This window comes from Polaromonas sp. (assembly GCF_016185115.1).
Classification (GTDB): domain Bacteria; phylum Pseudomonadota; class Gammaproteobacteria; order Burkholderiales; family Burkholderiaceae_C; genus Polaromonas.
Genome location: NZ_JACPOF010000030.1, coordinates 163,229 through 180,973, shown reverse-complemented (window position 1 = coordinate 180,973; position 17,745 = coordinate 163,229). Strand labels below are relative to the sequence as shown.

Sequence of the window (17,745 nt, the reverse complement as noted above, 5' to 3'; positions counted from 1 at the left end):
GCCTGCAGCCGCGTCAACAAAGGTAAAAAAGGGTGCTTGCCGCTTGCAATTCCGCTTTTTGCCCGAATGTCGTATGCTGATCGGTTGCCCTGATTTTAACGGGCATGAGCGAGAGCCAGAAGGAAGGTCTATGCCAGAAGCGTTGGAAGTCATTACTCAAACAGAGGCTGGTGAAAGCCCCCCGAAGGGAGAGTTCGTCAGCTTTCCCGATTCCCCGTTCGAGCTCTTCATGCCCTACCAGCCGGCAGGCGACCAGCCCACGGCCATTGCCAAACTTGTCGAAGGCGTGAACGACGGCGAAGTCTTCCAGACCCTGCTGGGCGTGACCGGCTCCGGCAAGACCTTCACCATGGCCAACGTGATTGCGCGCCTGGGCCGCCCGGCGATTATTTTTGCCCCCAACAAGACCCTGGCTGCGCAGCTGTACAGCGAGTTCCGCGAGTTCTTCCCGAAGAACGCCGTCGAGTATTTCGTCAGCTACTACGATTACTACCAGCCCGAGGCCTACGTGCCGCAGCGCGACCTCTTCATTGAAAAGGACTCGGCCATCAACGAGCACATCGAGCAGATGCGTTTGTCGGCCACCAAGAGCGTGCTGGAGCGGCGCGACACTATCATCGTGGCGACAGTCAGTGCCATTTACGGCATTGGCGCTCCTGAGGATTACACCCAGATGCGTTTTATCGCCCGCACAGGCGACAAGATGGGCCAGCGCGACGTGATTGCGCGGCTGATCCGCATGCAGTACTCCAGAAACGACCAGGACTTTGCACGCGGCACCTTCCGTGTGCGCGGCGATGTGATCGATGTCTTCCCGGCAGAGCATTCGGAGCTCGCCATCCGCATCGAGCTGTTTGATGACGAGATCGAGACGCTGTCCCTGTTCGACCCACTCACAGGCCGCATCCGCCAGAAGATCCCACGTTTTGTGGTCTACCCGAAAAGCCATTACGTGACGCCGCGCGACAAGGTCATGATGGCGGTGGAAACCATCAAGCTGGAGCTGACAGAACGCGTCGGCCAGTTCGTCGCCGACGGCAAGCTGGTCGAGGCCCAGCGCATCGAACAGCGCACCCGCTTTGACCTTGAAATGCTGAGCGAAATCGGCCACTGCAAGGGCATCGAGAACTACACACGCCACCTGAGCGGCGCGCCTGCGGGCTCGCCGCCCTCAACCCTGTGCGACTACCTGCCGAAAGACGCGGTGATGTTTCTCGACGAGAGCCACGTCATGATTGGCCAGCTCAACGCCATGTACAACGGCGACCGCTCGCGCAAGACAACGCTGGTCGAGTATGGCTTTCGCTTGCCGAGTGCTCTGGACAACAGGCCGCTGAAGTTCGAGGAGTTTGAAACCAAGATGCGCCAGGCGATTTTTGTATCTGCCACGCCGGCCGCATACGAGAAAGAACACGCCGGCCAGGTGGTCGAGCAGGTCGTGCGGCCCACGGGGCTGGTTGACCCTGAAGTCGAAGTGCGGCCCGCAACGCACCAGGTCGATGACGTGCTGCAGGAGATTCGCATCCGCGTCGACAAGAACGAACGTGTGCTCATCACCACGCTGACCAAACGCATGGCCGAGCAGTTGACCGACTACCTGACAGACAACGGCGTGAAAGTGCGTTACCTGCACAGCGATGTCGACACGGTCGAGCGGGTTGAAATACTGCGTGACCTGCGCCTGGGCGCCTTCGACGTGTTGGTTGGCATCAACTTGCTGCGCGAGGGGCTGGACATTCCCGAGGTCTCGCTGGTCGCGATTCTGGATGCAGACAAGGAAGGCTTTTTGCGCGCCGAGCGCAGCCTGATACAGACCATTGGCCGCGCAGCGCGAAACCTCAATGGCCGCGCTATTTTGTACGCCGACAAGATCACCGATTCGATGAAAAAGGCAATGGGCGAGACCGAACGCCGGCGCAACAAACAGATTGCCTTCAACCTGGAGCATGGCATCACGCCGCGCAGCGTGGTCAAGCGCATCAAGGATCTGATCGACGGTGTCTATAGCGAGAAATCAGGCAAGGAAGCCGAAAAACTCAGCATGCAGAAGGCCATGGTCGAGGACATGAGCGAGAAAGACATCGCCAGGGAAATCAAGCGGCTCGAGAAACAGATGGTCGAACACGCCAAAAACCTGGAGTTTGAAAAAGCCGCGCGGGTGCGTGACCAGCTTCACATCCTCAAGGAACAGGCCTTTGGCGCGCCGGGCGCCGACAACATCGTGCCCATATCAACTGCGGGTGGCACCCACAAGTAGGCATCGCTTTGGGTGCACCTCTTTGGTGCGATGGCGCTTTAAATAACCCCTTGAAATATGCGGGTTTGCCCTGATTTCTGTCACTGTCCTCCAGCTAAAAGCCCGTGTTGGTGCTATACTTGACGAATTCAGTCAGGAACAGTAAATAACAAAAAGCCCCCGCGATGAATGGTTGACTGGCCTGGGCGGCTGGAGGAAGAGTTCCCTGCGGGCCACATGCCTTCAGGGTCGCAACATTTGTTGCTGACAGTCAAGCCATTTCCAAAGGAGCTTGTTATGCGCCTCACAACCAAAGGCCGCTTTGCGGTCACCGCGATGATTGACCTCGGATTGCGCCAGAACAATGGCCCGGTCACGCTCGCAGCCATCAGCCAGCGCCAGCAAATTTCCCTCTCGTACCTTGAACAGCTGTTCGGCAAACTGCGCCGCCATGAGCTGGTCGAGTCCACCCGCGGCCCCGGCGGCGGTTACACCCTGGGCCGCAAGGCTGCCGACATCACCGTTGCCGACATCATTGTCTCGGTCGATGAGCCGATTGACGCTACCCAGTGTGGCGGCAAGGAAAACTGCCTCGGTGAAGGCGGCCGTTGCATGACCCATGAGCTGTGGGCATCGCTCAACAGCCGCATGGTCGAGTTTCTGGATTCCGTGACCCTGCAAAAGCTGGTTGAAGACCAGATTGCCAAGGGTGTCGTGGTTGAGAACACGCCCATGGTCAAGAAGGCCATCTTCACTGCACCGGTTGCAAAACCCATGCGTGTCAACGCGCCCAATTCGGTGTTCGCACTGGGCAACGCGTTTTCGAAATCCTGACCAGAGCCTGATGTGCGCGAAGGCCCGGGTTTCCGGGCCGACGCCAGCCAGCCGTCATTAAAAAGAGCCAGCCAAATGGAAACCCCACACTTCCCCATCTACATGGACTACAGCGCCACCAACCCGTGTGACCCACGTGTTGTTGATGCCATGATTCCCTGGTTGCGCGAGCATTTCGGCAACCCGGCATCGCGCAGCCATGCCTGGGGATGGGAAGCCGAAGCCGCCGTTGAAAAAGCGCGCGGCCAGATCGCCGACCTGATAGGCGCCGACCCGCGCGAAATCGTCTGGACCAGCGGTGCGACAGAGTCCAACAACCTCGCCCTCAAGGGCGCGGCTCATTTTTACAAATCCAAGGGCAAGCACCTCATCACGGTGAAGACCGAGCACAAGGCCGTGCTCGACACCATGCGTGAACTGGAGCGCCAGGGTTTTGAAGTCAGCTACCTCGACGTGCAGGCCGATGGCCTGCTCGATATTGAAGTGCTCAAGGCGGCCATCCGCCCCGACACGATTCTTGTCAGCGTCATGTTCGTGAACAACGAAATCGGCGTGATCCAGGACATCCCTGCAATCGGTGCCCTCTGCCGTGAAAAAGGCATCATCTTCCACGTTGATGCAGCGCAGGCCACCGGCCGTGTCGACATCGACCTGGCAACTTTGCCGGTTGACCTGATGAGCCTGACCTCACACAAGACCTACGGCCCCAAGGGCATTGGTGCGCTGTACGTTCGCCGCAAGCCGCGTGTGCGCCTTGAAGCGCAGATGCACGGTGGCGGGCATGAGCGCGGCATGCGTTCCGGCACACTGCCCACGCACCAGTGCGTGGGCATGGGCGAGGCTTATCGCATCGCCAAGGCCGAGATGCATGAAGAAAACAAACGCATCCGCGCGCTGCATGAGCGCATGCTCAACGGCCTGAAGGACGTCGAAGAGGTTTTCCTGAACGGACACGCTGAAAAACGCGTGCCGCACAACCTCAACATGAGCTTCAATTTTGTCGAGGGCGAATCGCTCATCATGGGCATCAAGGGCCTTGCGGTGTCCAGTGGCTCTGCCTGCACATCTGCCAGCCTGGAACCCAGCTATGTGCTGCGCGCCCTTGGCCGCAGCGATGAACTTGCCCACAGCAGCCTGCGCATGACGATTGGCCGCTGGAGCACCGAAGAAGAAATTGACTACGCAGTCGGCACCATTAAAGAGAATGTGGCCAAGCTGCGCGAACTTTCCCCCTTGTGGGAAATGTTCAAGGATGGTGTGGATCTGTCCACCATCCAGTGGGCTGCGCACTGACCGCAGCGTGAAAGCTTAAAGAGGTAACACCATGGCATACAGCGAAAAGGTCGTAGACCACTATGAGAATCCCCGCAACGTCGGCTCCTTTGAAAAAGGCGACGAGAGCGTAGGCACCGGCATGGTCGGCGCGCCGGCCTGCGGCGACGTCATGAAGCTGCAGATCAAGGTCAACCCGGTGACGGGCGTGATTGAAGACGCACGCTTCAAGACCTACGGTTGCGGTTCCGCCATTGCCTCCAGCTCGCTGGTGACCGAATGGGTCAAGGGCAAGACGCTGGACGAAGCGGCCAGCATCAAGAACAGCGCGATTGCCGAAGAACTGGCCTTGCCGCCGGTCAAGATTCACTGCTCCATCCTGGCAGAAGACGCCATCAAGGCCGCCGTGAACGACTACAAACAAAAGCACACGCAGACCGCGCACTGAGTTGCAGCTTGATCTTTCCAGTTTCCGAGTAATCAAATGTCCGTAACCCTGACCGACGCCGCTGCCCGCCACGTGACCCGCTACCTCGCCAAGCGTGCCAAGGGCGTGGGCGTCCGTCTCGGCGTCAAGACCACTGGCTGCTCTGGCCTTGCCTACAAGCTCGAGTACGCAGACGAAATCGCGCCCGAAGACGTGGTGTTTGAAGACAATGGCGTCAAGGTGCTGGTCGACCCGAAAAGCATGGCTTATATCGACGGCACCAAGCTCGACTTTGTGCGCGAAGGTCTGAATGAAGGCTTCAAGTTCATCAATCCCAATGAGCGCGACCGCTGCGGCTGTGGCGAATCTTTTCGGGTGTGAAGCTACTGCGCAGGCGTGATCGAGGCGCGGGCAGTGCTCGCAATCCTCACGTACTGCAGTACGCTCCGGTTACTCCGCGCTGGCCGCACCTCGCTGACACCTGCTCGCTACGCTTCCCAATCCGAAAAGGGGAGCAAAAGCCATGAACCTCCAATCCACCGACTTCGAACTCTTCGGCGTACCTGCGCAATTCGCGCAGGACCGCGCCGCGCTCGACGCCAGGTGGAAAGACCTGCAGCGCGAGGCGCACCCTGACAAGTTTGCGGCGCAGGGCGCTGCCGCCCAGCGTGTGGCCATGCAGTGGTCTGTGCGTATCAATGAGGCCTACCGGCGGCTCAAAGATCCACTCAAGCGCGCCAGCTATCTGTGCGAACTCAACGGCGCGCCCATCAACGCCGAGACCAACACCGCCATGCCGACGGATTTCCTGATGCAGCAGATGGAATGGCGCGAAGAGCTTGATGAGGCCGGCACGCTGGATCAACTCGAAGCACTGCTGGCGCAGGTCAATAAACACGAGCGCGAACAGCTTTTAAATATCGGCCAGTCCATCGACAGCGCCAAAGACTTCAATGCGGCCGCACAGCAGGTGAGAAGCCTTATGTTTATGCAGCGTTTCTCATCCGAAGTCGATGCACGCATGGATCAACTGGGACAATAACTGGTTAACGCAGACAAGACATGGCACTCCTACAGATATCCGAACCCGGCCAGACGCCAGACCCGCACCAGCGGCGCATTGCAGTCGGCATAGACCTTGGCACCACACACTCGCTGGTGGCCAGCGTGCGCAATGGCATTGCCGAATGCCTGCCCGATGACCAGGGCCGCGTGATCTTGCCCAGCGTGGTGCGTTACCTTGATGCAGAGCGCCGCCAGATCGGCTTTGACGCACTGGCTGCGCAGGTTGATGACCCGGCCAATACCATCTCGTCCGTCAAGCGCCTCATGGGCCGCGGCATCAATGACATTGCCAGCCGCGCGCAGCTGCCTTACCAGCTCAACGACAAGCCCGGCATGGTCACGCTGCAAACTGTTGCGGGTGAAAAAAGCCCGGTCGAGATCAGTGCAGAAATTCTTGCCACGCTGCGTTTTCGCGCCGAAGACACTTTTGATGATGACATTCACGGCGCCGTCATCACCGTGCCTGCGTATTTCGACGATGCACAGCGCCAGGCCACCAAGGATGCCGCGCAGCTGGCCGGGCTCAATGTGCTGCGCCTCATCAATGAACCCACAGCGGCTGCGATTGCCTACGGTCTCGACAACGGCAGCGAAGGCGTGTACGCCGTTTATGACCTGGGTGGCGGCACCTTTGATATTTCCATCCTGCGCCTGACGCAGGGCGTATTTGAAGTGGTGGCCACCGGCGGCGATTCAGCCCTGGGCGGTGACGACTATGACCGCGCGCTGGTCGACTGGGTGCTTGCCAAGGCCGGCGTCGCAGCCGACACACTCACACCCACCGACAAGGCCGCCCTGCAGCGCGCTGCACGCGCCGGCAAGGAGGCGCTGTCCGTCTCAAGCCCGGTGCCGTTCAATGTCCAGCTGGCCAAGGCGCTGGTTAACTTTGAACTCAAGGCCGAAGACTTCGAAACTGCAACGGCCCATCTGACGCAGCGCACGCTCACAGCTGTGCGCAAGGCGCTGCGCGATGCAAAGTTGACGAAGGACGACATCAAGGGTGTGGTGATGGTGGGCGGTTCAACCCGCATGCCGCAGGTGCGCAAGGCCGCCGCCAACTTCTTTGGCAGCGAGCCGCTGACCAACCTCAACCCTGATGAAGTCGTGGCACTGGGCGCAGCCATTTCAGCCAACCAGCTGGCCGGCAACAACACCGGCGATGACCTGCTTTTGCTTGACGTGATCCCGCTGTCGCTGGGCATTGAAACCATGGGCGGCCTGGTCGAGCGCATCGTGCCGCGCAACCAGACCATTCCCACGGCAATGGCGCAGGACTTCACCACCTACAAGGACGGCCAGACCGCACTGGCCCTGCACGTGGTGCAGGGCGAGCGCGACCTGGTCGTTGACTGCCGCAGCCTCGCACGCTTCGAGCTGCGCGGCATACCGCCCATGGCCGCAGGCGCAGCGCGCATACGCGTGACCTTCACGGTCGATGCAGACGGCCTGCTCAGTGTGAACGCCAAAGAGCAGGTCAGCGGTGTGGAAGCCACCATAGACGTCAAGCCCTCGTATGGCCTCTCCGACGACGAAATTGCACGCATGCTGCAGGACAGTTTTTCAACAGCCCAGCAGGACATGCAGGCGAGGGCGCTGGCCGAAGCCCAGGTCGATGCCGACCGCATGCTGCTCGCCACGGGCAGCGCGCTTGCGGCCGATGCAGACCTGCTCAGCCCGAATGAACGCGCCCGTATCGACAGCCTCATGGTCGCGCTGGCCGACACGCGCGCCAACGGCGACGCAGCCGCGATTGAAGCTGCCACCAAGGCCCTGGCCGAAGGCACCGAAGCCTTCGCCGCCGAGCGCATGAACAAGGGCATACAGAAAGCCCTGGCCGGCAGAAATATCGAAGCGGTTTAAGAAGCAAGCTGAACATAACCAAGCACTCAAGATGCCCGTCATAAAAATACTTCCCCACCCTGAGTACTGCCCGAATGGCGCAGAGATCAAGGCGCCTGCAGGTACCTCCATTTGCGAAGCCCTGCTCGACAACAAGATCAACATAGAGCACGCCTGCGACATGAGCGCAGCCTGCACGACCTGTCATGTCGTGGTGCGTGAAGGTTTCAAGTCGCTCAACGAGCCTGACGAAACAGAAGAAGACCTGCTTGATCGCGCCTGGGGCCTGGAGCCCAACTCACGCCTGAGTTGCCAGGCCATTCTTGCGCAGGCTGATGTGACGGTCGAGATACCCAAGTACTCAATCAACCACGCCAAGGAAATGCATTGAGTGTGCTGGCCGGCACATAAAAAAGGCACCTCAATGAGGTGCCTTTTTTGTTCCCGTTTCTCAACGGGTAACGCTCAAATCACTTCAGGAATAATCATCCAGCACAGCACCCTTGCTGGCGCTCGATGCATTGAACGCAAACTTGGCCTGCACGCCGCGTGTGTAGCGCGGTTTTGGCGCGACCCAGCCTACCTTGCGTCTGGCGAGTTCTTCGTCGCTGATGTTCAGTTGCAGCAGCATCTGGCGTGAGTCTATGGTGATGGAGTCACCTTCGTTGATGAAGGCGATGTTGCCGCCTGCTGCCGCTTCTGGTGCGACGTGGCCGACGACCATGCCCCAGGTGCCGCCCGAGAAGCGGCCGTCGGTGATCAGGCCCACGCTTTCACCGAGGCCTGCGCCAATGAGTGCGCCCGTGGGGGCCAGCATCTCGGGCATGCCGGGGCCGCCCTTGGGGCCGAGGTAGCGCAGCACCATCACGTCGCCAGCCTTGATCTTGCCGGCCAGGATGGCGGCCAGGCCCGACTGCTCGTCGTCAAACACGCGGGCAGGGCCGGTCATGACGGGGTTCTTCAGGCCGGTGATCTTGGCGACGCAGCCTTCCGGCGACAGGTTGCCCTTCAGGATGGCAAGGTGGCCCTGCTTGTACATCGGGTTGTTGATGGGGCGAATCACGTCCTGGTCGGCGCGCGGTGCATCGGGCACGTCTTTCAGTACTTCAGCAATCGTCTGGCCGCTAATGGTCAAACAGTCGCCGTGCAGCAGGCCGGCCACCAGCAGCGTCTTCATGACCTGCGGAATGCCGCCAGCCTTGTGCAGGTCAACGGCCAGGTATTGGCCTGATGGTTTCAGGTCGCACAGCACGGGCGTCTTGACGCGCACGCGCTCGAAGTCGTCAATCGTCCATTCAACACCGGCAGCATGTGCAATCGCCAGGAAGTGCAGCACGGCATTGGTTGAACCGCCGGTCGCCATGATGACGGCGACTGCGTTTTCTATTGATTTTTTGGTGACGATGTCGCGCGGCTTGATGTCTTTCTTGACGGCTTCGATCAGCACCTTGGCAGACTCCTTGGCCGAGTTCATCTTCTCGTCGTGCGGGTTGGCCATGGTGCTGGAGTAGGGCAGCGAAATGCCGAGTGCCTCGAACGAGCTGGACATGGTGTTGGCGGTGTACATGCCGCCGCAACTGCCGGTGCCGGGGATGGCGCGGCGCTCTATCTGCTCCAGGTCTTCGTCGCTCAGGCGGCCGGCAGAGTTTTCACCGACGGCTTCAAACACGCTGACGATGTTGAGGTCCTTGCCCTTGTAGTGGCCGGGCAAAATCGTGCCGCCATACACATAGATGGCCGGCACGTTGGCGCGCAGCATGCCCATCAGGCCGCCGGGCATGTTCTTGTCGCAGCCGCCGACCACCACCACGCCGTCCATCCACTGGCCCTGCACGCAGGTCTCTATGCAGTCGCTGATGACTTCGCGGCTGACCAGCGAATACTTCATGCCCTCGGTGCCCATGGCCATGCCGTCTGAAATGGTGGGCGTGCCAAAGACCTGTGCGTTGCCGCCGGCTTCTTCAATGCCGGCAATGGCGGCGTCGGCCAGCTTTTGCAGGCCGCTGTTGCAGGGGGTGATGGTGCTGTGCCCATTGGCCACGCCGATCATGGGTTTCTTGAAGTCGGCGGTCTCATAGCCCATGGCGTAGTACATCGAACGGTTGGGCGCGCGTGATTTGCCCTCGGTAATGTTTTTGCTGCGCGGGTTGAGGGTGATGGTTTTCGTTTCCATGGGGTGTCTCTTGTGGGGAGTTGTGGTTTGTGCAGCGATTATGGTGGCTTTGACTCATTTGCTCCAATCCATTTTTAAAGGTGTATTAATATGCATGGCATATGAGTGGCACACCTGTAAACCTTGCACCGTGGATAGAGCTTCGCCTGTGGCGGCAGTTTGTCGCGGTGGCTGAAGAGCTTCACTTCGGCAGAGCCGCCATTCGCCTGCACATGACCCAGCCGCCGCTGACACAGGCCATCGCGCAGATGGAGGCGGTACTCGGCTACCGGCTGTTTGACCGCACCAAACGCAGCGTGCAACTCACGGCTGCAGGTGCCGCGCTGCTGCCCGAGGCGCGTGACCTGCTGGCCAGGGCCCAGGCGCTGCCCGCCTACGGCCGCGCCAGTGCAGACGGCGAGGCAGGGCGCTTGCGGCTGGCGTTTGTGTCTACCGTGGGCTTTGACTTGCTGCCGCGCTGGGTCCGGGTCTTTCGTGAACAGCACCCGCGCGTTGACCTTGAACTGATAGAAGCCACCGGCGATGTGCAGTTGCAGGCCTTTGAGCGCGGGGAGATTGATGCGGGCTTCATGCTGCATTCGCCCGGCTTTGCACCGGCGGGCCTGGAGCGCGCGCTGATCGCCAGCGAGCCCCTGCTGCTCGCCATGCCGGAGTCGCACCCGCTTGCGGCTGCGGCATCGCCGCCATGGAGCAAGGTGCTGGCAGAGCCGCTGGTGATATTTCCCCGCCGCATCGTGCCTTCGCTCTACGACGCGATTTTTGCGCTGTACCACGCCGCCGGCCGTTCGCCGCAGGTGGCGCAGGAGGCGATACAGATGCAGACCATCGTGAACCTCGTCTCGGCGGGGCTGGGCCTGGCGTGGGTGCCTGAAAGTGTGCGCCAGTTCCAGCGCCACGGCGTTGTCTACAAAACCGTCCGCGCCGGCAAGTCCGATGCGAAGGTGCCGGGTTGTGAAACCAGCCTGGTCTGGTCCAGAAGTCATTGCAGCCCGGTGTTAAGCCGGTTCGTGGCGTTTATTGCAGAGCGCACCCCTTAGGGCTGGCCTTTCCCGTCGTATTCATGCCTGGTCGTGGCGCCGGTTCATCAAAATGATGCCGTCGCGGTCTGCATACAGCCATAGGCCCGGCCGCACCGTCACGCCCGCCATCTGAAACGATTGCCCGCTGACCAGTTCGCCAAGCTGCGCAGGCTTGTTTGGCCGTGTACCCCAGGCATGAATGCCGACATCAAAAGCCGGCAGTTCGGCGCTGTCGCGCACATAACCATGGAGGACGATGCCGGCCCAACCGTGCTTGACCGCGAGCCCCGCAATGCGGTCGCCGACCAGCGCGTGTGCAGGGTCGGCCTTGCCGTTGATGAACAGCACCTGTCCATTGCCGGGCGTCTCCAGCGTCGCGGTCAGGGAGAGCGCGCTTCCGCTGTCGGCGCCAATGGTGACCACGGGCCCAAAGTAGGCGGCCTTGCCCCCGTAGCTCTGCATGCCGTTGTCGAAGATCTGCACTTCGCGTCCGGGGTCGCGGTAAAACGCATCGCAGAGGTCGCTGGTGCTCCAGTTGCTGTCGGTCATGGCCGTCATCGCCATCATGCCTTCGGGAAGATTTTTTCCAGCAGGTCCAGCGCTTCTGCCGTGCTTTTGGGCGGCACACCCGCCAGTTGCGCCGAGATGCCGGTGGCGGCGGTCATGGCCAGCCGGTCGCGTATCGCCTGTGTCAGCACCGGCTCGACGCCGGTCTCGCGAACCGCGGCGATCGACATGTCCAGTTCATGCATGCGCCGCTCGGCATGCAGCAAATGCGTGGTGACCAGGATTTGCGCAGACGCGGCCGCCGGCCGCATGTCCAGCCAGTCGCAAAAAGTCTTGAGCACTTCGGTGTCCACGCCCAGCCGATGCGCCGACAGAAGCGCTTCGACATACAGCACCTCCAGACCCTTGGCCAGCACGCTGCGCACGATCTTGATGGCCGCGGCTTCGCCCGACTTTGTGCCGACCGCACGCACGTTCATGCCCAGCAGCGTCAGGCGTTCTGCGACCGCCTGCGCATTCTCGCCCGACACGATGATGGGCATTTTGATGCCGTCAGCTGCCGCGCCCAGCACCGCGCCGTCAATAAACTTTCGCCCGGCGGATGTCACAACTTCTGCGGCTGCATTTTTTTCGTTCGGGCCCATCGAGTTGAGGTCGATGTACACCGCATCCGGGTGAATGGATGGTGCGCAGGCCTTTGCCGCATGAACCGCGCTGTCGGCAGTCACCGCTGAAAAGATGATGCGCGCTTCACCCAGTCCCTCGGGTGACTCCAGCCAGCTCATGCCGGCGGCTTCGGCGCGTGCACGCGTCTTCGTGTCAGAGGGCAGGTTGCAGGCCAGCACTTTGGGCACGCCCTGCGCCAGCAGGCTTTTGCCCAGCGAGGTGCCGAGCTGGCCCGCACCTATGATGGCAATGGGCTCCTGCGGGCCTGTTGATCGTGTCACCATTTTTCAGGCGGCAGGATGCGCGCGGTTTCTTCGGGCGTGGCGCCGCTTTCGAGTGCCTTGACGAGTTTTTCCTCGCGTGCCGTCGCTGCCTGTGCTTTTTCAAGAACCAGGCCTGCAACTTCCAGCGGGACGACGATCACGCCATCGCAATCGCCCAGCATCAAATCGCCGGGGCGCACCTGAATGCCCGCAATGGACACCGGCCCGTTGAACTCCACCAGCTCTATGCGGTGCTTGCCGGTGCGTGGCGTGATGCCGCGTGCCCAGACGTTGAGTTTCATGGCGCGCATGTTGGCAACGTCGCGCACCGCACCGTCGACCACCAGGCCGTCGATGCCGGCCTCTTTCACAGACGTGGCCATGAGCCCGCCGAAGTTGGAAGCGTCGCGTATGCCGTTGGCTTCTATGACCATCACATCGCCACGCTGGCAATAACTGACCTGGTCGCGCCCGCCGAGTTGTGGTGGTGATTTTCCGGAGGCGATGTTGAAGCCGCTTGAAAGCCGAGCAGGCACGTGGCGTATGGTGACCGCTGGCCCCACCATGCGCTGGCCCGGCTGCAATGGCGGCAGCTCGCTGGCAGGAATGGCGGTGTCATAGCCCAGCGTGTCCAGGATGTCTGCCACCGTCGAAGTCAGGTCGCGCAGTTCGCGAAAGCCTGCGATGACCGCCGGATCCGGCCGCTCAAAGGCTATCTTGCGTATGCGCTCGGCGGGAATCAGGCCTAAAACCTGTTTGCCATACGCGGCGATCTGCGCCGCGATGGCCGGGTCAACATGGGGTGATGTCATTGCTGTTTGATTCCTGCGGTTTTGACGACCTGCGTCCAGCGCGGGATTTCGTCGCGCAGCACCGCTGCAAAAGCTTCCGGTGTCGACCCGATGGCATCTATGCCCTGCGCTGCAAGACGCGCCCTGAACTCGGGCTGCTTGCACAGTGCAACGATTTCAGCGTTGAGTTTCTGCACGATATCGGCAGGTGTGCCTGTGGGCGCAAGCACGCCCAGCCACCAGTCGACATTGGCGCCAGGAAGGCCTGCCTCGGCGAGCGTGGGCAGCTCAGGCGCGAGTGCGCTGCGCTGGGCGCCGGCAATCGCGATGGCGCGCACCTTGCCGCTGGGCATGAACTGGATAACCGAGCTGATGGCGAGGAAAGCCATGTCGACACGGCCCGCCACGATTTCCGGAACGATCTGCCCCTGGCCCTTGAACGGAACGTGCAGCAGCGAGACGCCTGCGCGCGATGCGAAGTATTCGGTGGTCAGGTGGTGCGGCGAGCCCACGCCCGCCGTGCCGTAGCTGAGCTTGCCGGGGTTGGCCTTGGCATAGCTGATCAGGGCAGGCAGGGTTTTGGGGACCACTTCGGGGCTGGTGACCAGCGCGACGGGCAGGCCCGCAGCCAGGGTGATGGGCACGAAGTCCTTGTACACGTCATACGGCACCTGTGCCGACAGGCCGGGGTTGGTGACCAGTGTGTTCGACACCACCAGCAGGGTGTAGCCATCCGGAGGACTCTTGGCGACGGCGCTGATGCCGATGTTGCCGCTGGCACCCGCGCGGTTGTCCACGACAAAGGCCTGGCCGAATTTTTTCTGCAGGGCATTGCCCAGCTCGCGCGCAAAGGCATCGTTGCCGCCGCCCGGCGGGAAGGGGACGATCAGTTTGACGGGGCGGTCGGGCCATGCGCCGGCCGCCGCCGGTTGTGCCTGCGCGGTGTGCGTCACGGCCATCGCGGCTGCCGCGCAAGCCAGCAGGGTCAGCATGCGACGCAGGGAGGAGGTTTTTCGGATGTTCATGCTTTTTCTCCGGGGGTCATTCGGGTTTGATTTTGGCGATCTGCACGACGTCGGACCACTTGCGCAGCTCGGAGGTCACAAAGCCCTTGAGCTGTTCAGGGCCGGAGGTGCGGACCGGGTCGAAGCCGATGTCATAGAGGCGCTGGCGAATGGCGGCGTCGTTGACGGCGGTGTTGAAGGCCTGCGCGAGTTTGTCGACGATGGGGCGCGGCGTTTTGGCCGGCGCGAAAATCCCGCTCCACGAATACGCTTCAACCGCAAAACCCTGCTCGCGCAAGGTGGGCAGTTCGGGTGCGGCGTTCGAGCGCGCCAGGCTGGCGACACCGAGTCGCTTGAGCGCGCCAGCCTTGACATGCGGGTTGGTAGCCGCAAAGGTGTCGAACATCATCACGGTACGTCCCGCGACGAGATCGATCATGGCCGGGCCTGAGCCCTTGTACGGCACATGCAGGATGTCCACATCGGCATTCTTCTTGAACAACTCGCCGGCCAGGTGCAGCGGTGCGCCGGTGCCGGACGAGGCATAGGCGAGCTGGCCGGGGCGCGTCTTCAGGTAAGCCACCAGTTCCTTGACGTTGTTGGCGGGAATGGAGGGGTGAACCACCAGCACCAGCGGTACTTCGGCAATCAGGGCCACCGGCTCGAAACTGGTCTGCGCGTCAAAGGGTAGGCTTTTGAACATGGCCTGGTTCATGCCGTGTGTGGCAGCCGTGCCCAGCAGCAAGGTGTAGCCGTCGGGGGGCGAACCGGCGACTGCGGCAGCCGCGATGTTTCCGGAGGCGCCTGCGCGGTTGTCGATCACCACCGGCTGCCCGAGCAGCTCGTTCAGTTTGGGCAGCAGGTTGCGGATAAAGATGTCCTGGCCTCCGCCGGCTGAAAAGGGCACCAGCAGCTTCACCGGCTTGTCCGGGAAGGCGGCTTGCGCCTGGGCTGCGGCCGGGATGATCAGGGATGCACTGGCGGCTGCCAGCGCCAGCGTGGCGGCCTTCAGTATCCGCCCCGGTTTGAATGTATTGAACATGCTGTCTCCTTGGTTGGCCGCGCCGTCAGGGCGCGGCACGGCGGTTTACTGCTCGAAGGCGGCGTCAATCGGGACCCGGTAGCCTGTCACGAGACGGTTGGTTTCATTGGCCATGCCGACGATGGCCATGACCTCACCGAACATCTCGTCTGTCATGCCGGCCTTGCTTGCGGCAAAGCTGTGGCTGGCCACGCAGTAGCCGCAGTTGTTGGTGACGCTGATGGCCAGGTAAATCATTTCCTTGACAACAGGGTCAAGTGCGCCGCCCGGGGCCATGACTTCCTTGACGCTGGTCCAGGTGCGCTTCAGGGTGGCCGGGTCATTCGCCAGGTACTTCCAGATGTTGTTCACATCAGGCACCTTGCGGCTGGTCTTGATGTCGTCGAAAACCGCGCGCACTGATGGCGACGCGTCTTCGTAGTTGATGGGTTGGGGCTTGGCCATGGTCGGTCTCCTCAGGATTTGGCGAAAGGCGAGGTGATGCCCTTGCTTTTGAGCAGCTCTTCCAGGTTGAGCATGTCCCAGGTGGTCTTGCCTTCCATCAGGGCGGCGCGGAACTTCGCTTCCTTTTCCTCGCGCTTCTTGCACAGCGGCAGCAGGGATTCGATTTCGGCCTGCGGCACGATGCAGACGCCGTCGTCATCACCTATCACCAGGTCGCCGGGGTGCACGATGACGCCACCGATGACGACTGGAATCTGGAGTTGGCCCATGGTCTCCTTGACGGTTCCCTTGATGGAGATGCCGCGCGAAAACACCGAAAAGCCCACCTGCGCCAGCGTTTCGGAATCGCGCACGCCGCCATCGACCAGCAAACCGCCCAGGCCGCGGCCCAGGCCGCAACTGCCCATCACGTCGCCGAACAGGCCCTGTTCGGTAAAGCCACCGGCATTGCAGACGAGGATGTCACCGGGCAATGCCATCTTCAGCGCCGCATGCAGGGTCAGGTTGTCGTTGGGTGGGCATATGCAGGTGAAGGCGCGGCCCAGCAGGCGCATGCCCAGCCGGATGGGCTTGATCTGCGAATCCACGGCGCCACGACGCTCCATGGCTTCATGGGCGGTGGCGGATGCAACGCCGGCGTAGCCGATGTATTTCGCCTGGGCTGCTTTTTTCTGTTCTGCAATCATTGTCATGTACTGTCCTTGGTGATGGTGTTCTGGTTGCCTGATGTCGGTTTCTGGTGTCAGCGTGTCACGTTGGCCACGCCCCACACATAGTTCTTGCGCGGGAACTCGTCCCAGTACTGGCGCATGTCCTTGTGCGGAAAATCCTTGTAGGGTTTCTTGCGCATCTGCTCGACATCGATGTCGACGCCGAGGCCGGGCGTGGTCGGCAGGTCGACCCAGCCTTCGCTGATGGTCAGGCCCAGTTTGGCGATGCTGTCGCAGGCGTCCTTCAGGTTGATGAAGCACTCGGCTATCAAAAAGTTCGGGATCAGCGCCGACAGGTGCACCGTCGCTGCAAGGCCTACGATGGTGCTGTTGTAGTTGTGCGGGCTGATGGCCACCGCATGGGGCTGCGCCATGGCCGCAATGTCCAGCATCTGGGTCAGGCCGCCCACGGCGCAGATGTCCGGGTTCAGGATGTCCGCCGCACGTTTTTCGAGCACGCGGGCAAAGTCTTCCTTGGTGTAGAGCGTCTCGCCGGTGACCACAGGTGTCGAGATCGCGTGCCGCACTTCGGCCACCAGGTCGAGGTTGTCAGACAGGCAGGGCTCCTCGTAGCAAAAGATGCCGAACTCTTCCAGCCTTTTGGCCACGCGTATCGAATGGTGCGGCGCGACGCGGCGGTGTGCGTCGATGAGCAGGTCCATGTCGGGGCCCAGCGCCTCGCGCATGGCGCGCACGTTGTCGACGGCGTAGTCTTCTTCCTGCCTGGTGATGTGCGTCCGCCACGGGCCCGGGAAAGGGTCCCATTTCAGCGAGGTGTAGCCCATCTCCTTGACCTGCAAGGCACGTTTGACCGTGCTGTCGATGTCCGTCACGCCGTACCACCAGCCGTTGGCGTAGATTCGCACCTTCTCGCGGCAGGCGCCGCCCAGCATCTGGTACACCGGCATGTTGGCCTTCTTGCCGACGATGTCCCACATCGCCAGTTCGATGGCACTCCATGCACAGAAAAAATCGACCGACGACCGGCGGATGGCGAAGTCGTCGAACATCACCTGCGCGGTGTGACGGATGTTGCTTGCATCGCGGCCGATGACGTAAGGCGCCATGGCCCGCAGGTATTCGTCGACGACACGTTCCTTCTTGACGCCGACATAGGACTCCCCCCAGCCGTGCAGGCCGTCTTCGGTCTCGATGCGGCAAAACAGCAGGTTTTTGCCGCTTTCGGGGTAGAAGAAAAACGTTTCTATCCTTGCAATCTTCACGGTGCATGTCTCCTCGTTGTGACTGGAATCAGGCGAAACCGTGCTTCCGGTTTGCCTTGAACGGGCGCCAGTATGTCACGCAGGGTGCGGCGTATAAAGAGAATTAAATTCTCAAAGCGCTATCGCTTTTTTGAATCTACAAGCTGGTGATGAACTTACAACCCGAACGTCTATCGACCCGGTGCCATTGACCGGAAAAGCGGGGTAGCCGGGTTATTTGTGTATTCCAA

The 17,745-nt window shown here is 61.3% G+C and carries 18 protein-coding genes; 9 read left to right on the top strand and 9 right to left on the bottom strand.

The features are described 5' to 3' along the window. The first annotated feature begins 130 nt into the window (after positions 1–130). From uvrB to fdx, 8 genes are all read left to right on the top strand, one after another. Positions 131–2,257 (top strand): excinuclease ABC subunit UvrB, encoded by a 2,127-nt coding sequence (gene uvrB / locus HYX42_RS21845; RefSeq protein WP_293407221.1) that lies wholly within the window; start codon positions 131–133, stop codon positions 2,255–2,257. Between the two features lie 276 nt (positions 2,258–2,533). Next, positions 2,534–3,070, top strand: coding sequence for a Fe-S cluster assembly transcriptional regulator IscR (iscR, locus tag HYX42_RS21840; protein WP_293407218.1), 537 nt, complete (start codon positions 2,534–2,536; stop codon positions 3,068–3,070). A gap of 75 nt (positions 3,071–3,145) precedes the next feature. Then, complete coding sequence (locus HYX42_RS21835; protein WP_293407216.1) at positions 3,146–4,363, top strand: IscS subfamily cysteine desulfurase; 1,218 nt, start codon at positions 3,146–3,148, stop codon at positions 4,361–4,363. A 31-nt stretch (positions 4,364–4,394) separates the two neighbouring features. Further along, positions 4,395–4,790 carry a Fe-S cluster assembly scaffold IscU gene (gene iscU, locus HYX42_RS21830; RefSeq protein ID WP_293407214.1) on the top strand — a complete coding sequence of 132 codons (396 nt, stop codon included), beginning with the start codon at positions 4,395–4,397 and terminating at the stop codon, positions 4,788–4,790. Positions 4,791–4,826: 36 nt separating this feature from the next. After that, entirely contained in the window at positions 4,827–5,150 is a 324-nt protein-coding gene (gene iscA, locus HYX42_RS21825) for an iron-sulfur cluster assembly protein IscA (RefSeq protein WP_293407212.1), read from the top strand. Between the two features lie 142 nt (positions 5,151–5,292). Then, positions 5,293–5,811 carry a Fe-S protein assembly co-chaperone HscB gene (gene hscB, locus HYX42_RS21820; RefSeq protein WP_293407210.1) on the top strand — a complete coding sequence of 173 codons (519 nt, stop codon included), beginning with the start codon at positions 5,293–5,295 and terminating at the stop codon, positions 5,809–5,811. A 20-nt stretch (positions 5,812–5,831) separates the two neighbouring features. Beyond that, positions 5,832–7,694 carry a Fe-S protein assembly chaperone HscA gene (gene hscA, locus HYX42_RS21815; RefSeq protein ID WP_293407208.1) on the top strand — a complete coding sequence of 621 codons (1,863 nt, stop codon included), beginning with the start codon at positions 5,832–5,834 and terminating at the stop codon, positions 7,692–7,694. Between the two features lie 31 nt (positions 7,695–7,725). Then, positions 7,726–8,064 carry an ISC system 2Fe-2S type ferredoxin gene (gene fdx / locus HYX42_RS21810; protein WP_293407206.1) on the top strand — a complete coding sequence of 113 codons (339 nt, stop codon included), beginning with the start codon at positions 7,726–7,728 and terminating at the stop codon, positions 8,062–8,064. An 84-nt stretch (positions 8,065–8,148) separates the two neighbouring features. Here fdx and ilvD read toward each other — a convergent pair whose 3' ends face one another. After that, a complete protein-coding gene (ilvD, locus tag HYX42_RS21805; RefSeq protein WP_293407204.1) occupies positions 8,149–9,846 on the bottom strand; it encodes a dihydroxy-acid dehydratase in 1,698 nt (565 codons plus the stop codon). A 101-nt stretch (positions 9,847–9,947) separates the two neighbouring features. On the opposite strand from ilvD, the gene HYX42_RS21800 reads away from it, so the two are divergent. Further along, a complete protein-coding gene (locus HYX42_RS21800; protein WP_293407202.1) occupies positions 9,948–10,883 on the top strand; it encodes a LysR family transcriptional regulator in 936 nt (311 codons plus the stop codon). Positions 10,884–10,904: 21 nt separating this feature from the next. Here HYX42_RS21800 and rraA read toward each other — a convergent pair whose 3' ends face one another. Genes rraA through HYX42_RS21760 form a run of 8 tightly spaced genes read right to left on the bottom strand, consistent with a single transcriptional unit; the run spans position 10,905 to position 17,515 of the window. Further along, positions 10,905–11,414 (bottom strand): ribonuclease E activity regulator RraA, encoded by a 510-nt coding sequence (rraA, locus tag HYX42_RS21795; protein ID WP_293407200.1) that lies wholly within the window; start codon positions 11,412–11,414, stop codon positions 10,905–10,907. Positions 11,415–11,428: 14 nt separating this feature from the next. Then, entirely contained in the window at positions 11,429–12,319 is an 891-nt protein-coding gene (locus tag HYX42_RS21790) for an NAD(P)-binding domain-containing protein (RefSeq protein WP_293407198.1), read from the bottom strand. Beyond that, the gene (locus tag HYX42_RS21785; protein ID WP_293407196.1) at positions 12,316–13,113 is read right to left on the bottom strand and encodes an RraA family protein; all 798 of its coding nucleotides are present in this window, start codon (positions 13,111–13,113) and stop codon (positions 12,316–12,318) included. The genes HYX42_RS21790 and HYX42_RS21785 overlap by 4 nt, the downstream gene beginning before the upstream one ends. Next, positions 13,110–14,117, bottom strand: coding sequence for a tripartite tricarboxylate transporter substrate binding protein (locus HYX42_RS21780; protein WP_293407194.1), 1,008 nt, complete (start codon positions 14,115–14,117; stop codon positions 13,110–13,112). Before HYX42_RS21780 ends, HYX42_RS21785 begins: the two co-directional genes overlap by 4 nt. Before the next feature lie 16 nt (positions 14,118–14,133). Beyond that, entirely contained in the window at positions 14,134–15,138 is a 1,005-nt protein-coding gene (locus HYX42_RS21775) for a tripartite tricarboxylate transporter substrate binding protein (RefSeq protein WP_293407192.1), read from the bottom strand. 45 nt (positions 15,139–15,183) lie between these two features. Beyond that, positions 15,184–15,582: a carboxymuconolactone decarboxylase family protein gene (locus HYX42_RS21770; RefSeq protein ID WP_293407189.1), complete on the bottom strand. Its 399-nt coding sequence runs from the start codon at positions 15,580–15,582 to the stop codon at positions 15,184–15,186. A gap of 11 nt (positions 15,583–15,593) precedes the next feature. Continuing rightward, positions 15,594–16,274: a 4-carboxy-4-hydroxy-2-oxoadipate aldolase/oxaloacetate decarboxylase gene (locus tag HYX42_RS21765; RefSeq protein WP_293407187.1), complete on the bottom strand. Its 681-nt coding sequence runs from the start codon at positions 16,272–16,274 to the stop codon at positions 15,594–15,596. A gap of 50 nt (positions 16,275–16,324) precedes the next feature. Beyond that, positions 16,325–17,515 (bottom strand): mandelate racemase/muconate lactonizing enzyme family protein, encoded by a 1,191-nt coding sequence (locus HYX42_RS21760; RefSeq protein WP_293407185.1) that lies wholly within the window; start codon positions 17,513–17,515, stop codon positions 16,325–16,327. Between the last annotated feature and the right edge of the window lie 230 nt (positions 17,516–17,745).

What these genes read in the sequence shown, in the direction of transcription:
- HYX42_RS21775 (WP_293407192.1), bottom strand. Translation starts at nt 15,138, where the DNA reads ATGTTCAATACATTCAAACCGGGGCGGATACTGAAGGCCGCCACGCTG.
- hscB (WP_293407210.1), top strand. Translation starts at nt 5,293, where the DNA reads ATGAACCTCCAATCCACCGACTTCGAACTCTTCGGCGTACCTGCGCAA.
- fdx (WP_293407206.1), top strand. Translation starts at nt 7,726, where the DNA reads ATGCCCGTCATAAAAATACTTCCCCACCCTGAGTACTGCCCGAATGGC.
- hscA (WP_293407208.1), top strand. Translation starts at nt 5,832, where the DNA reads ATGGCACTCCTACAGATATCCGAACCCGGCCAGACGCCAGACCCGCAC.
- HYX42_RS21835 (WP_293407216.1), top strand. Translation starts at nt 3,146, where the DNA reads ATGGAAACCCCACACTTCCCCATCTACATGGACTACAGCGCCACCAAC.
- ilvD (WP_293407204.1), bottom strand. Translation starts at nt 9,846, where the DNA reads ATGGAAACGAAAACCATCACCCTCAACCCGCGCAGCAAAAACATTACC.
- HYX42_RS21800 (WP_293407202.1), top strand. Translation starts at nt 9,948, where the DNA reads ATGAGTGGCACACCTGTAAACCTTGCACCGTGGATAGAGCTTCGCCTG.
- iscU (WP_293407214.1), top strand. Translation starts at nt 4,395, where the DNA reads ATGGCATACAGCGAAAAGGTCGTAGACCACTATGAGAATCCCCGCAAC.
- HYX42_RS21785 (WP_293407196.1), bottom strand. Translation starts at nt 13,113, where the DNA reads ATGACATCACCCCATGTTGACCCGGCCATCGCGGCGCAGATCGCCGCG.
- HYX42_RS21765 (WP_293407187.1), bottom strand. Translation starts at nt 16,274, where the DNA reads ATGACAATGATTGCAGAACAGAAAAAAGCAGCCCAGGCGAAATACATC.
- rraA (WP_293407200.1), bottom strand. Translation starts at nt 11,414, where the DNA reads ATGACCGACAGCAACTGGAGCACCAGCGACCTCTGCGATGCGTTTTAC.
- HYX42_RS21780 (WP_293407194.1), bottom strand. Translation starts at nt 14,117, where the DNA reads ATGAACATCCGAAAAACCTCCTCCCTGCGTCGCATGCTGACCCTGCTG.
- iscA (WP_293407212.1), top strand. Translation starts at nt 4,827, where the DNA reads ATGTCCGTAACCCTGACCGACGCCGCTGCCCGCCACGTGACCCGCTAC.
- iscR (WP_293407218.1), top strand. Translation starts at nt 2,534, where the DNA reads ATGCGCCTCACAACCAAAGGCCGCTTTGCGGTCACCGCGATGATTGAC.
- uvrB (WP_293407221.1), top strand. Translation starts at nt 131, where the DNA reads ATGCCAGAAGCGTTGGAAGTCATTACTCAAACAGAGGCTGGTGAAAGC.
- HYX42_RS21770 (WP_293407189.1), bottom strand. Translation starts at nt 15,582, where the DNA reads ATGGCCAAGCCCCAACCCATCAACTACGAAGACGCGTCGCCATCAGTG.